This is a genomic window from Cupriavidus phytohabitans (assembly GCF_000426345.1).
In the GTDB taxonomy this organism is placed as follows: Bacteria; Pseudomonadota; Gammaproteobacteria; order Burkholderiales; family Burkholderiaceae; genus Cupriavidus.
Genome location: NZ_AUFE01000102.1, coordinates 1 through 13,308, shown reverse-complemented (window position 1 = coordinate 13,308; position 13,308 = coordinate 1). Strand labels below are relative to the sequence as shown.

Annotated in this window: 12 protein-coding genes and 3 pseudogenes; 12 read left to right on the top strand and 3 right to left on the bottom strand. The window is 58.1% G+C overall.

The features are described from left to right. Positions 1–48: 48 nt before the first annotated feature. From K309_RS38195 to K309_RS43410, 3 genes are all read right to left on the bottom strand, one after another. Positions 49–633 carry an alcohol dehydrogenase catalytic domain-containing protein gene (locus K309_RS38195; RefSeq protein WP_051320726.1) on the bottom strand — a complete coding sequence of 195 codons (585 nt, stop codon included), beginning with the start codon at positions 631–633 and terminating at the stop codon, positions 49–51. A gap of 13 nt (positions 634–646) precedes the next feature. Continuing rightward, positions 647–1,690, bottom strand: a complete 1,044-nt coding sequence (locus K309_RS0131730) for a Rieske 2Fe-2S domain-containing protein (RefSeq protein WP_029050052.1) — start codon at positions 1,688–1,690, stop codon at positions 647–649. Positions 1,691–1,810: 120 nt separating this feature from the next. Continuing rightward, positions 1,811–2,020, bottom strand: a complete 210-nt coding sequence (locus K309_RS43410; RefSeq protein WP_232232581.1) for a helix-turn-helix domain-containing protein — start codon at positions 2,018–2,020, stop codon at positions 1,811–1,813. 1,075 nt (positions 2,021–3,095) lie between these two features. Between K309_RS43410 and K309_RS0131720 the strand changes: the two genes are divergently transcribed. The 12 genes and pseudogenes from K309_RS0131720 to K309_RS0131680 form a co-directional block, all read left to right on the top strand. Then, positions 3,096–4,415 (top strand): Rieske 2Fe-2S domain-containing protein, encoded by a 1,320-nt coding sequence (locus K309_RS0131720; RefSeq protein WP_029050050.1) that lies wholly within the window; start codon positions 3,096–3,098, stop codon positions 4,413–4,415. Positions 4,416–4,436: 21 nt separating this feature from the next. Next, positions 4,437–5,396 carry a PDR/VanB family oxidoreductase gene (locus K309_RS0131715; RefSeq protein WP_232232580.1) on the top strand — a complete coding sequence of 320 codons (960 nt, stop codon included), beginning with the start codon at positions 4,437–4,439 and terminating at the stop codon, positions 5,394–5,396. A 41-nt stretch (positions 5,397–5,437) separates the two neighbouring features. Continuing rightward, a complete protein-coding gene (locus tag K309_RS0131710; RefSeq protein ID WP_051320725.1) occupies positions 5,438–6,160 on the top strand; it encodes a FadR/GntR family transcriptional regulator in 723 nt (240 codons plus the stop codon). Between the two features lie 45 nt (positions 6,161–6,205). Next, entirely contained in the window at positions 6,206–7,174 is a 969-nt protein-coding gene (locus K309_RS0131705) for a Bug family tripartite tricarboxylate transporter substrate binding protein (RefSeq protein WP_035878695.1), read from the top strand. Then, positions 7,135–8,208 (top strand): CaiB/BaiF CoA transferase family protein, encoded by a 1,074-nt coding sequence (locus tag K309_RS38190; protein WP_369796557.1) that lies wholly within the window; start codon positions 7,135–7,137, stop codon positions 8,206–8,208. The genes K309_RS0131705 and K309_RS38190 overlap by 40 nt, the downstream gene beginning before the upstream one ends. Next, positions 8,123–8,305 (top strand): annotated as a pseudogene (locus tag K309_RS44170) (hypothetical protein); the annotation flags it as partial. The gene K309_RS38190 and the pseudogene K309_RS44170, both read left to right, overlap by 86 nt. Positions 8,306–8,323: 18 nt before the next feature. Beyond that, positions 8,324–8,479, top strand: coding sequence for a hypothetical protein (locus K309_RS44165; protein ID WP_369796558.1), 156 nt, complete (start codon positions 8,324–8,326; stop codon positions 8,477–8,479). Beyond that, positions 8,476–9,657: a thiolase C-terminal domain-containing protein gene (locus K309_RS0131695; RefSeq protein ID WP_029050046.1), complete on the top strand. Its 1,182-nt coding sequence runs from the start codon at positions 8,476–8,478 to the stop codon at positions 9,655–9,657. Before K309_RS44165 ends, K309_RS0131695 begins: the two co-directional genes overlap by 4 nt. Beyond that, complete coding sequence (locus K309_RS40850) at positions 9,654–10,127, top strand: Zn-ribbon domain-containing OB-fold protein (RefSeq protein ID WP_084402645.1); 474 nt, start codon at positions 9,654–9,656, stop codon at positions 10,125–10,127. The genes K309_RS0131695 and K309_RS40850 overlap by 4 nt, the downstream gene beginning before the upstream one ends. Next, positions 10,094–11,857: pseudogene (locus tag K309_RS43405) on the top strand (FAD-dependent oxidoreductase). Before K309_RS40850 ends, K309_RS43405 begins: the two are co-directional and overlap by 34 nt. A gap of 220 nt (positions 11,858–12,077) precedes the next feature. Continuing rightward, positions 12,078–12,914, top strand: a complete 837-nt coding sequence (locus tag K309_RS0131685; protein ID WP_051320724.1) for an IclR family transcriptional regulator — start codon at positions 12,078–12,080, stop codon at positions 12,912–12,914. Between the two features lie 206 nt (positions 12,915–13,120). Further along, positions 13,121–13,308: pseudogene (locus K309_RS0131680) on the top strand (IS256 family transposase); the annotation flags it as partial.

Here is a 13,308-nt window from a genome sequence, read left to right as displayed (position 1 = left end):
GCCGCCTGAGAACCGGCCACGATCAACCTTCGTACACCAGATTTGACTTTATCTCAAACCAAGTGCCGCGAGCCCTAACCCGCCAGCGCCGATTAGTACTAGCGTGTCTGCATCGAGCATGGGAGGGAGCTTCTTCAATGCACTGAACGAGGTTAGCCCAGAGCAGGCACAGGTAGCGGCGAGCAGCGGATCGAGCTTTCCGTAGTCCAGGAGGTATTGCTCATGCGGCACCAAGACGTAGTCAGAGTATCCCCCCGGCTTACGGGTACCGAGCGCCCGCCCACTCTCACAGTCAACTTCACGGCCGTTGGTGCAATTCAGGCAAGTCCCGCATCCGTGCCACGGGTAGACAACACAAGGCGTCCCTGGCTTGACCGATGCCTCACTGCCAGCCTCTGCAACAACTCCAACGATCTCATGGCCCATCGTAAAGGGCAGCTTTACCCCGACACTCTCGAAAGTAATGTGCTTCCCATTGCCAAGATCCAGCAAGCCATCCCGGATATGGAGGTCACTGTGGCAAACTCCACAGGCCTGCACCTTCACGAGGACCTCAGTATCAACCGGCTTTGGCCTGTCTCGCAGAACCTCTTGGAGAGGCTTGCCCCACTCCACGATATCGTAACTCTTCATGGTATTCCTCCGCTTACTGCGTCGCCGTATCGAGCGAACGTTCTTCCAGAAGGAGGGCATCCAGCATGCGACGTACCTTTAGCAGAGTGCCATCCGCGGCAATGGCGACCATGGGCGCATCGGGTGTAGTCGAAATAACCGCCTGCTGTGCTTCGATAATTTCGCGGTCTTCGTTGAAGGCGTGGGCCACCTGTTCTGTCAGACGGCGCGTCAAATCCTCGGTTGTCGATGCAAAACTGTTGTGTGCTGTCGCCCAGAAGTAATGGGCAGTCTGTTCATCGCATGGGGTCAAAGCAATGAACGTGTGTAGCTTCATAGTGACGGGATCCTGACTCTCATACCCGCCCCCTACTGGCGCGATGACTGAGTCCTGCACGAAGAGATTTCCGCGGATATGCCACACGTAGTAGTTGAATCGGTCTACGTTCTCCGGCAACTGCCCAAGCTCATGGGCAAAGGCAGGGGGCGGGCTGCCTAGCGTTGTGAATCGGACGGACACCGTTTCGCCCTGGAACTCGGTCTCTGGACGAATATTCCCTTGCTTACGGGTACCGATGGACTTGTTGTGAACGAAGCCCAAGTGCGAGAAATCCAGTAGATTGTCAACAATCAGCTGGACGCCTGAGGCGTAACGGAGATATCCGCCCTCCTCGACACGCCATCCCTCACGATTGTGCCAATGCACCTCCTTGATTTCCGAAGCGTCAGCCAGCTCTGGCTGTCCCATCCAGATCCAGACAAGATTGTCGCGAACTTCAATTGGAAAGCTGCGGACCTTGAGTTTGTCGGAGATGCGCTCCTGCCCAGGAACCTCCACGCATTGGCCGGCACAGTTAAACAGAAGGCCGTGATACATGCAGCGGATTTGGTCACCTTCCTGCTGCCCTTTGGACAATGGCGCGGCGCGATGACAACACCTATCCTCCAGCGCGGCAACTGATCCATCACCGCGACGATAGAACACGATGTCTTGGCCGAGAAGTCGACGCGACACCAGCTGGTCCTTTTGAAATTCCGAGTTCCAGCCGGCCACATACCAGGCATTTTTGAGGTACATAGAGTTGTCTCCTTATTTCGCACGGCAGCAGAATCGACTGCTCTGTACGCTTTTGTTGAGGTCCAACTCACTCTATGCGTTCGCTCAAACACTGTCTGCCACCCGGCCGGGTGACAAACGTCAACTCAGGATGCGTGCGCGCACCCATTCATCCCAATACTCGAGGTACGCAACAACAAGTTCGCGCTGAGAGCCTATCTCAATCCGTTGATAGGCTCGTTTCACGTAGCTCTTTACGGTGTCTACGCTAATACCTAGGTCGCTTGCGATTGCCGGCAAGGAGAAACCGAAAATTACCCGCGCGCAGACTTCGCACTCTCTCGCTGGCATGCCGCTTACCGCGCGAAGGCACTGCTCCGCCAATTCCCTTGATACGAAGGCGTCTGCCGGACGACCACGTCTGACAGACGAGACGAAATGCCGATCGACCAAGGCCATGATGACGGGGCTTCGCGAAAGGAGTGATTCGATGTCCCCATACAGGAACGGTGCACTGCTCCGCCATCTCAGAAGGCTAATTGCGTAGGTTGCGGCTTGGTTCTTGTAGCAAACAAGCAATCTGTCCACGAGGTGTGTGTAGACAACGTCCCTCAGGCGATGATCCGAAATGTCCGTCCGCCTAAGCCGAGCATGCGCGAGGCTACTCGATTCGAGACCGACGAAAGCCTGACGCAGGGCGGGATCAGTTTCCCAAAGCTTTCCATTCGCATACGTGTCGATTCGCGTCGCCGACTCGAATCGATTCGGGTCGCTCATCGCGACGACATCGACTCGATCCGACGCGATTCGATAGCATGCACAAAAATCGATCCGACAATAGTGGTCCACCAAGACGTCCAGTTGCGATCCAAACATCTCGGTACCAATCGCTCCCACGGCGTCCGCCATGAAGCTTGTGTCGTCGGCAGATCCTGCTCTCATCTTGGCTGTCTCCCCCGCGTCACCCGCGCTTATATCAGTGGCGGCCACGCTCTCGCTGAGGTCATCTCATTGGCCATAACTATCGCCACGCCAAGCGTAGCAAACACCAAATCGGCCTCCGTGGCGTAAGTGGCCAGGCGCTACGCCTGAATAGCTCCCGGACTACCGCTTTCATCTGCAACAGAAGCAGAGTCTTACATTCGCAAGCGCCCTAGCAGGTTGGCTTCACCGAAGACCCAATCATTTTGGTGGGGCCACTTTGGCATGGGCACTATATGAAATATGTGCAAAAAAACGTACCGGGGAAATCCCTCAAGTCCGATAAAATGCACTACACGTCCCTTTTTTAAGTTTTGCAATCCGCAACATGCGCCCATACGCCCCAGCCAGCCCTTGCCGCATAAGGGTTACTACTGATTTCTTATCAGCCCTCCGCTCTTAGAATTGGTCCCACCAGATTGGATTACCAAAAAAGGACCTCACAATGCTTTCTCGCGAAGACAACGAACTGCTCGTGCGCGTCGGGCCCGGAACGGCCATGGGCACGATGATGCGGCTGTACTGGATCCCTTTCCTCAAGTCCTCAGAGGTAGCCGCAGGGGGCCAGCCTTACCGCGTCCGACTCCTTGGCGAGGATCTGGTTGCATTCCGTGACAACAGTGGCAATGTTGGCCTGGTCGACCATACATGTCCTCATCGTGGCGCGCCAATGGTCTTTGGCCGCAACGAGAATGACGGGTTGCGCTGCGTGTATCACGGATGGAAGTTCAAGGTCAGCGGCCAGTGTGAGGAGATGCCTTGCGAGCCTGCAGACAGCCCGATGTGCCAACGCATGAAAATCAAGGCCTACCCTGTCAAGGAACGCAACGGCATCCTGTGGGCCTACATGGGCCCTGACGCCGAAACGGCCCCGGAACTTCCTGACGTCGAATGGAACATGGTGCCGGAGGAACAAGTTGCCATTTCCATGCGCGTTCAGGAATGCAACTGGCTCCAGGCGTTGGAAGGCGAGCTCGACTCCGCGCATGCCGCCATTCTCCACGGCCGTGTTGGCGAAGGCGGCGTCATCAACCAATGGCGCCAAGCGCAGGATCTGAGCCCCACGTTCGAATGTGTGCAGCACGACGCCGGAATCAGCATCGGCGCACGCCGGAAGACGCCGGACGGCGAAAACTATGTTCGCGTCAATCAGTTCCTGATGCCGTTTTGGACCCTGGTACCCCCCCAATCCCAGTTCCCTGAACTGAGCGGCCACGCATGGGTACCCATCGATGATGAGCACACGCTGTGCCTGATGTTCTCGTACCACCCAGCAAAGCCCTTCTATGAGCGCACTCGCAAGCTCTTTAAGGAAGGACACAACGGGCGCGAGACCGGTCACCACTCGGACAACGCGTTTGAAAAGCGTCCAGTCACGGAGCCGTATCACACCTACTGGAGCAAGTTCAATCGAGGTAACGCTTACCAGTTCGACTACCAGTCGCAAGTGGAAAAGTACAACTCCGGCATGCCTGGCCTGTGGATTCAGGACGCAGCCTGCCAGTCCGGCACCACGCCGATTCTCGACCGGAGCAAGGAGCACCTCGGCACAAGTGACACCGGTGTTGCTCGCATGCGTCGAGTTCTGCTGGAGGCCGTCAAGAAGTTGGTTGCAACCGGCGAGCATCCGGTTTCAAGCAATGCACCTGCGGCCTTCCGCTGGCGGGCAGTGTCGCTGACCATCCCACTTGGCGGCGACTGGACGAAGCTTGGCGAAGAAGCAATGCGCGCCGAACCGGGCAAGGACTTTGGCTACACGCCCTGATACGTCGTACTGGAAATGAGCATGAACACCTCGCAAATTGAACTTCGACTGAAGCGAATCACGTTCGAAGCAGAGCGCATCTCTTCGTTCGAATTTGTTTCCGCTGATGCGAAGCCCTTACCGGGCTTCCAACCCGGCGCGCACATCGACCTGCATCTCCAACAGGGAATGATTCGCAGCTATTCCCTCGCGAACGCAGCTTCGGCCGATCCTTTGTACTACCGTGTCGCCGTCCAGCGCGAACCCAATGGCCGAGGTGGCTCACGCTGGGCCCACGACAAACTCCGCGTGGGTGACAAGGTCTGGGCCACGCCTCCACAAAACGACTTCCCCCTCGCCGAATGTGCGTCGAGTACCGTCTTCTTCGTGGGCGGCATCGGAATTACCCCTATTCTTCCGATGCTCCGCAGACTCGACGCCATCGACCGAGAATGGAAGTTGATGTACGCCAGCCGCTCACCGGGCGAAACTGCCTTCGCCGAAGAGCTTCAGCGCATTGATGCCGGGCGCGGTCGAATTGTCCATTTTCATGATTCCGAGCCTGGTCAGCGTCTGGAGATCCGCGCCACGGTTGCAGCACTGCCCGCTTCAACGCATGTGTACTGCTGCGGCCCCACCGGCATGATTGATGACTTCCTGGCAGTCACCGCCGAACGAGACCCGACTACAGTTCATTACGAACGCTTCGGTGCGGCCCAACAGGCGGCAACGGAGGGCGGCTTTGATGTGGTCTTGAATAAGAGTGGCGCAAAGTACCGCGTGGAGCCCGGCAAGACCATCCTGGATGTGCTGTTAGATAATAACGTTGCAGTGCCCTATTCCTGCTGCAACGGCGTCTGCGGAAGCTGCCGCACGGAGATCATTGATGGTCAAGCCGACCATCGCGATGACTTCCTCAGTGACGAAGAGAAGCAAGCCAACCAGGCCATTATGGTTTGCTGCTCTGGCGCACGCTCCAAGACGCTAGTTCTAGACCTTTGATAGGCGGGGCAGGGCAACAGAACGCCAATGGAAAGCAAATCATGACCTACGCACGAGAAGCCACCGCTGAACCGCGCGCCAGCGCCGGCACGAACGTTATTGCCGGCATCCTGGCGTATTTGCAGGACCGGCGCCTGCAACCAGGCGATCGCTTGCCATCTGAGCGCGACCTGGCCGAACGACTCGGTGTTGGCCGAAATGCGGTTCGTGAAGCGCTTGCGACTCTTGTCACACTTCGGGTGGTCGAGTCGCGCCCCAACTCTGGCGTCTATCTGCGTCACATGTCCCGGGAAAGCAGCTTCGAAGCGCTCGTACTGCTGACCGACATTGGCGCAACTCCCACCCCGACTGAGGTGACGGAGACGATGGAGGTTCGTGCCCATCTTGAGCTGCTCGCTGTCAGCCTGGCGTGTCAACGCCGCACTGACGAAGACCTCGCCCGGATGGAAGCGATCCTTGCGCGCACTGACCAAACGCTCGAGGCTGGCGGAAACATCGCCGAGATGGATACGGATTTCCATATCGCCGTAGTCGACGCCGCACACAACTCAGTGCTGGTTCGCACCCTCAACGCCTTCTATCGGTTTACCGCACGCCGACGAGAAGTGCTGTTTGCTGACCATACTCAAGGCCTAGCATCGGCCCGTGAACATCGCCAAATGCTGGAGCACATCAGCAACCGCGATATCTCAAAAGCTGAACGCTTGATTCTCCAGCATATGGATCGAGCAACCACCTACTGGTCCAGCTACCTGGAACCCTGACCCTAGCGGCCACCGAGCCGCGACCCACAACTAGGAGACAAAACCATGCGCCCCCGGTCTTTGCACCTGCGTGCGATGCTCTCGCTCGCCCTTTTTTTGGCAACTCCCCTCGTTTTTGCCAAGGGATACCCCGATAAGCCGATCCGGCTCATCGTTCCCTACGCTGCTGGCGGCAGCACAGATCAGCTCGCTCGGATCATTCAGAAGCCCATGAGCGAGTATTTGGGACAACCCGTCGTTGTCGAAAACAAGCCAGGAGCAGGTGGCGCCATCGGTACCGACGTGGTCGCGAAATCGGCGCCCGACGGATACACGCTCGTCTTCGGTAACACCGGGCCTAATGCCGTTATCCAGCTCCTGCGGAAGGTGCCGTACGACACGCTGCGAGACCTCCGTCCGATCTCCACGGTTGCTATCGCACCGATGATTCTGGCCGTACCGGCCGACAGCCCAGCTAAGTCCATGAAAGATTTTCTCGCTTATGCCCGCAAGCAAGGCACTGCGATGAACATTGGCTCGGTAGGCAATGGCTCGCTTTCGCATCTCACGAGCGAGTACTTCAACGAGATGGCTGGACTGAAGATGGAGCACATCCCGTACACAGGCGGCGCCCCTCTGATGACGGCGTTCCTGAACGGCCAGGTCCAAGCGGCATTCGTAACCGGTCTCGACGGTGCCGTCATGGTCGGGTCGGGAAAGGTCCGGTACTTGGCCGTGGCCTCTCCCAGCCGAACTGAGGTCGTACCCGGTCTTCCCGCCATGGCCGAAGATGTTCCCGGCTTCAAGAGTCAAGCCTGGTTCGGCGTACTCGCACCCAAGGGCATCCCCCCGGAGGTAGAGAAGAAGCTGCGCGATGCAATCACCAAAGCCGTCGCACAGCCCGAGGTGCGCAAGATCTTTATCGACCGCAAGGTCGAACCTCGCAGCGGCAGCGCAGAAGACCTTGAAAAGCTCATCCGCGACGAGATCGGGCAATGGAACCCGGTTATCACGAAGTTCAACATCCGTCTCTAAAGCCCAATTTAGCCATGCTGAATAACATTGAAGCCGATTTCCCGCCGCACGTTCCGCGCCCTGCCGATGCACCGACCGCTCTCGGCGGCCTCCGCGTCGTAGATTTCACCCACTTCATCGCCGGCCCGTTCGCCACAATGATGCTGGCCGACATGGGCGCCGACATCATCAAGATTGAAGCGCCGGGTCGTGGCGACGACTTCCGCCAGTATCCGCCAGTTCACTCGGAACTCGGACAAGGCGCGCCGTTTCTCTGGTCCAATCGCAATAAGCGAAGCATTGCCATCGACCTGAAGACGCCGGAAGGTCTTGATGTCGCACGAGAGCTCATCGCAAGTGCCGACGTAGTCGTCGAGAATTTCTCCACAGGCGTGATGGAAAGGTTTGGCCTCGACTATGCCACCTGCAAAGCCTACAACCCCCGTCTGATCTATTGCTCGGTATCTGCATACGGTCGCACCGGTGCCTTCGCTGACCGCCTGGGATTCGATCCAATCGCCCAAGCAGAAAGCGGCTTCGTTTCGATGAACGGATATGCCGACCGCGAAGGCGTCCGCGCGCTGTCGCCAGTGATGGACATCAGTACTGCCATGATGGCCTGCAATGCCGTTCTGGGGGCACTGCTGGCTCGCGAGAAGTCGGGTAAGGGCCAGGCTGTCGAAATCGCGCTATTTGACAACGCCGTTCTGATGACTGGCTACGCCCCGATGCAGTACCTGTTTAGCGGCGCGGACCCTCAACGCCACGGCAACACGAGCCCTGACACGTGCCCCTCTGGGGTCTTCAAGGCCAAGGACAAATCCTTTTACATCAACTCGGGCAACAACGGCATCTTCCAGCGCCTGATGACTCAAGTTATCGGCCGTCCAGACCTGGCTGCCGATCCGAACTATGCAACGGGAGACTTGCGCCGAGCCCGCCGTGACGAGCTCTTCGAGATTCTTGGCAATGCATTCGCAGAACAACCATGGAGCCACTGGCAAGGAACTGATGCGGGCGGCAGGTATCCCCAGCGGGGAACTGCGCAGCGTTAGCGATGCCATTCGCTCGCCCGAGGCGCGAGAAAGTCGGATTGTCAGCCGAATTCCTCACCCCAGGGTCGGTTGGGTGCCGAATATCGCCTCCCCGATTCGCTACAGCGATACGCCTATGGTCGACCCCACCCCGGCGCCCGCTGTCGGCGAACATACGCTGGAAGTGCTCCGGGATGTCCTCGGTTACGACGATGACAAGATCGAAGGCCTGCGGCGCGCTGGTGGCCTGGGCAAAGATCATCGCGAACTCTCCAAGGAGTCCGCATCGTGACGCGAACGCTCAAGGGACAAGTTGCGGTGATCGGCATTGGCGAGAGTCAGTACTATCGTCACGGCAAATCGCCCGACAGTGAATTCAAGCTCGCACTGCAGGCCATTCTTGCTGCTTGCAAGGATGCCGGCATCAATCCACGCGAGATTGACGGCTTCTCGTCGTTCAGTGATGACCGTAACGACCCTTCGCGAATTTCCGCTGCGCTAGGCCTTCCCAGACTTAGAGCGACGACGATGCAGTGGGGAGGCGGCGGTGGCGGCTGCTGCGCAGCAGTGGCTAATGGCGCTGCTTCGATTCAGGCCGGCTTGGCGGATTGCGTGGTTGTCTTCCGCTCTCTGGCTCAGGGCCAGTTTGGGCGCTTTGGTCGCACTTCCGGTGTCGATACGATTTCAGGGGAAAAGGCATACCTGATGCCTTACGGGGTCCTCACCCCTCCTCAACGCTTTGCCATGCGAGCGCGACGGTTCATGCATGACCACGGTGTCCGACAGGAAGCCCTGCGTGCTATCGCATTGGCATCCTATCACCATGCTCAGTCAAATCCGCGGGCAGTCATGTACGGTAAGCCTCTGAGCGAGGAGAAGTACGACCAGTCGCGATGGATTGCCGAACCTTTCCATCTGTTTGACTGCTGCATGGAAAATGATGGCGCCGCTGCATTGATCCTCGTATCGGCAGAACGTGCGAAGGACTTCCCGGGCAAAGCGGCGTACATCCTCGGAGCCGCCGCCGGCTCCGGGTATCGAACCGGTGCCATCCCCCATAACTCGCCGCTCTATGGCAGCGCCAGCTTCGACACTGTAGCTCCCAACCTATTCAAGATGGCCGGCATCAGCCATACCGATGTGGGCGTTGTGCAGAGCTATGAGAACTTCACCGGTGGCGTCGTGATGGCGCTTGCTGAGCACGGATTCTTCAAACCGGAAGAGGCCAACGAATTCCTGACGCTTGAAAACCTTATCGCCCCGTCCGGAAAGCTACCGCTGAACACAAGCGGAGGAAATCTCGCAGAGTGCTACATGCATGGGTTCGAACTTGTGCTTGAAGCCGTTCGTCAAATTCGCGGTACATCGTGCAACCAGGCTCCGAAGAACGACGTTGCCTTGGTAATCGGTGGGCCGATGGTAACCCCCGTCAGCAATCTTTTGTTGGCATCGCAGGAGGTGGCGCAATGACCGACCAGACCGTCGATACCCCGTATCTCCCTCCTGGTCTGCCTATTCCCGTGGCTGAACCGGACGGACTCTCTGCTCCATTCTGGAATGGCTTGCGCGAAGGCCGTCTGCTCTTCCAGCATTGCAATCATTGCCAAACTTGGCAGTTCGGCCCCGAATGGCTGTGCCACCAGTGCCACGAGTTTGATCCGGGCTGGCAAGAAGTTGAACCTCGCGGTCAGATCTACAGCTGGGAACGAGTTTGGCATGCGTCGCACGACGCACTGACCGGACATCCTCCCTATCTCGCGGTCTTGGTCGAACTGCCGGACGCCGGCAACGTACGCATGGTGGGGAATCTTTTAGGAGACCCTATGCAAGACGTCATCATCGGCTCAGAAGTGGTTGGGGTATTTGAACACCACCCCGACGCTGACCCGCCGTTTTCCCTGTTGCAATGGCAACTTGCACCGATCAGGTCGACCGGCTGAATAGTCCCGCGGATATGACTACATACGATATCGTTGTCTGTGGCGCAGGAGCGGGCGGCATGACTGCAGCTTTGGCGGCTGCGCATCTCGGACTCAGCGTCGTAATTTGCGAGGCAACCGACCAGGTCGGCGGCACTACATCCACATCGGCCGGAACATTGTGGCTTCCAGGTAATCGCCATGGCCATCAAGCTGGCCATGGCGACAGCACCGCTGCTGGCCGTCAATACTTGGAAGCCTTGACTGGTCCCGACGACCATCTCGGGCGCCGCCAGGCCTTCCTTGAAAGCGCCGGTCCGGCCATCGAGTTTCTCGAGAATCAATGCGGAGTTGAGTTTGTAAGCTCCGGGCAGCATCCCGACTACTTGGACTTTCCTGGTGCCGCCATCTATGGGCGAGCCATATCGCCAAAGGAATTCGATGGACGTAAGCTTGGCCCGGATTTTTCCCGGGTACGCCCACCGCTGAAAGATTTTCTCGTCCTCGGCGGCATGATGGCGAACAAGGCCGATGTCTTGGCGTTGCTCGGCCGCTATCGTTCGTGGCCGGCTTTCAGGCGAACAGTCCAACTGGTGTTGCGTTATCTCCGCGACAGGATCTCTTACGCAAGAGGTACTCGACTTGTCATGGGTAACGCATTGGTCGGCGGAATGCTTCTTGGCTTGAGGCACTCTGGCGTAGAAATTCGCTTTGGCACCAAACTTCTTTCACTCGAAAAGACTGAAGGTCGTGTCTCAGGCATCTCCGTCGAATGCAACGGCAAGACCACGCGAATCGGTGCAAAGCTGGGGGTCGTTCTTGCGACAGGAGGCATCGGGCACAACAACAAGCTGCGTGAGAACCTGTCTCCTAGAACATTTTAGTCCCTCGCCCCTTCCGCTGTTCGCGGGGAGGCGCTGATGGCCGCTCAGGACGTTGGAGCCAAGCTTGAGCACCATGCGCGCGATTTCCTTTGGCAACCCGTATCCCGTGTTCCCGATGGAAAGGGGGGCTGGAGACTGTTCCCCCATCTCTATCTTGATCGAGCAAAGCCGGGGCTCATCGCGGTGAACGCCGGGGGAAAGCGATTCGTTAATGAAGGAGCGTCCTACCACCATTTCGTGGAGGGTATGCTCGGATCGGGCCACGTATGGAATTCGAATCTGCCTGCATACCTCGTGTGTGACCACAGGTTTATTCAGACATATGGGATCGGCGTTGTCCCGCCAGGCTGTCGAAATCTGCGCCCATTCCAGCGTTCGGGATATTTGGTTAGCGCCAACACGATTCGAGAGCTTGCAGAAAAGATTGGAGTCAGCCAATCCGGGCTTGCGGAAACCGTGAGGCAGCAAAACGCGGACGTCGAAGTGGGCAGAGACGGCGACTTCGGCAAGGGCGAAACCACTGTCAGCCGCTTCAATGGCGACGCAGGCCAAAAGCCCAATCCATGCTTGGGACCTATCCAAGCTCCGCCCTTCTATGCAGTTCAGGTGTACCCCGCAGATGCCGCGAGTTGTACTGGCCTCCGCACCGACAAAGATGCGCGGGTACTAGACGAGCAGGATATGCCAATCGATGGCTTGTACGCATGTGGCAACGATATGGCATCTGTCATGAAAGGAGCCTACCCAGGTCCAGGGGCGACGTTGGGACCTGCCGTTGTGTTTGGGTATCGCATAGCCATCCACGCACACAAGTCGTCAACGCGATCGGCCTGCATAAGTCAAGCGGTTCAAGCAGGCACACGCTAGCTACAACTACCAGCGGAACCAGCACATATATGGGCCGAGTATCGAATGAGCTCTGACTCCAATCCTTGATACGGCGAAGACGCGCGTTGGATGCCCCGCGCGCCGAGACGGGGTCGGGTGAGAGGCCTCCTTCAAAATTGCGGCCCTCCTACGCTAACCAATGCGCACCTCCGTGTACCGCATCTGTTGCTTCTCGAAGAAATCGCTCTCCAGTTGATGAATGAAACACGAGACCTACATTCCGGTGCTTCAACGCGAACCACAGGTTAAAGCAGGCGAATTAACCACTAGTGGTGCTCTTGGGCGTGGCATCCAGATCCTCCAGGCTTTCACCACTGCGACGCCTGAGTTGAATGCCCACGAGCTGATGGCCGCAACCGGTTTGCCGCGGCCGACGCTTTTCCGCCTATCCTCTATGCTGTGCCAAGCTGGCCTGCTGCGCTACGACAAACTCACTGGTCGCTTCCAGCCAGCACCAGGGCTAGCGCGCCTAGCCTCTCCACTGATGGCACGGGTGCATATCCGTCAGTTGGCCTTCGGCTCCATGCAAGCACTGGCCGATCGCGTGCGAGGACAAGTCTCACTGGGACTGGGGACAGGCCCGGATCTGGTCTTCATCGAATTGGCCCAGGCCAAGGAATGCGAGACCGTGCGGCCCGCGATGGACAGTCATATCTCGCTCTCGCGCACAGCAAAGGGAAGGGCTTACCTTGCAGCGTTGCCCCCTGACCAAGGGCAACGCTATGTGGAGACAATGCTCGCCAACGATCCGGAGCACGGTGCTTGGCTGGTTGAGCGCATGTCGGAAGCGCGCCGGGACCTTGCCGAACGTGGCTTCTGCGTCAGCCAGGGCGACCTGCATCGCCAACTCGACGCCGTCGCCGTGCCAGTGCGCTCAAACTCCACGGACAAAATCTACGTCTTCGGCTGCACCGTGCCGAGCTTTGAATTGCGGCCACGCCAATTAGTGGAGGAAGTGGGTCCGCGTTTGGTAACTATGGTGCGCAGTATCGGAGCCGCGATGGGTATTCCCGTTGCTAGCCATACTGGCGAGTGAATGACAGCTCCCAGTTCCGCTTAGCAGTTGGACGCCGCAGTACGAGCAGCACCCCAAAGAGCGATGAACCAAAGTGGCCACTGCGCAGAGCTAAAGTCGAAACTGGTGTACAGGCGGGGAATTTGAGGCGCGGAGTAGAGGGCGGTGGAGCTTTCCGCTGAGAATCTGATTGTCGAGATCGGAAACCAGCACAAGAAAGGTCCACCATGAGCAAGGATAAAGGGAAAGAAGCAGTCGGTCTATCGGAAATCGGGCTTGGGCTCGAGGAGCTGATCAGGCGCGGGGCCCGACGGGTCATCCAGGAGGCGATTGAAGTGGAGCTGGCAGAGCTGCTTGAGCAGTTCAGTAACGTCAAGACGTTGAGCGGGCAGCGTGCCGTGGTTCGCAATGGCTA

Coding starts and splice junctions, on each gene's coding strand:
- K309_RS38195 (WP_051320726.1), bottom strand. CDS start 633: ATGAAGAGTTACGATATCGTGGAGTGGGGCAAGCCTCTCCAAGAGGTT.
- K309_RS0131730 (WP_029050052.1), bottom strand. CDS start 1,690: ATGTACCTCAAAAATGCCTGGTATGTGGCCGGCTGGAACTCGGAATTT.
- K309_RS43410 (WP_232232581.1), bottom strand. CDS start 2,020: ATGCCAGCGAGAGAGTGCGAAGTCTGCGCGCGGGTAATTTTCGGTTTC.
- K309_RS0131720 (WP_029050050.1), top strand. CDS start 3,096: ATGCTTTCTCGCGAAGACAACGAACTGCTCGTGCGCGTCGGGCCCGGA.
- K309_RS0131715 (WP_232232580.1), top strand. CDS start 4,437: ATGAACACCTCGCAAATTGAACTTCGACTGAAGCGAATCACGTTCGAA.
- K309_RS0131710 (WP_051320725.1), top strand. CDS start 5,438: ATGACCTACGCACGAGAAGCCACCGCTGAACCGCGCGCCAGCGCCGGC.
- K309_RS0131705 (WP_035878695.1), top strand. CDS start 6,206: ATGCGCCCCCGGTCTTTGCACCTGCGTGCGATGCTCTCGCTCGCCCTT.
- K309_RS38190 (WP_369796557.1), top strand. CDS start 7,135: ATGGAACCCGGTTATCACGAAGTTCAACATCCGTCTCTAAAGCCCAAT.
- K309_RS44165 (WP_369796558.1), top strand. CDS start 8,324: ATGGTCGACCCCACCCCGGCGCCCGCTGTCGGCGAACATACGCTGGAA.
- K309_RS40850 (WP_084402645.1), top strand. CDS start 9,654: ATGACCGACCAGACCGTCGATACCCCGTATCTCCCTCCTGGTCTGCCT.
- K309_RS0131685 (WP_051320724.1), top strand. CDS start 12,078: ATGAAACACGAGACCTACATTCCGGTGCTTCAACGCGAACCACAGGTT.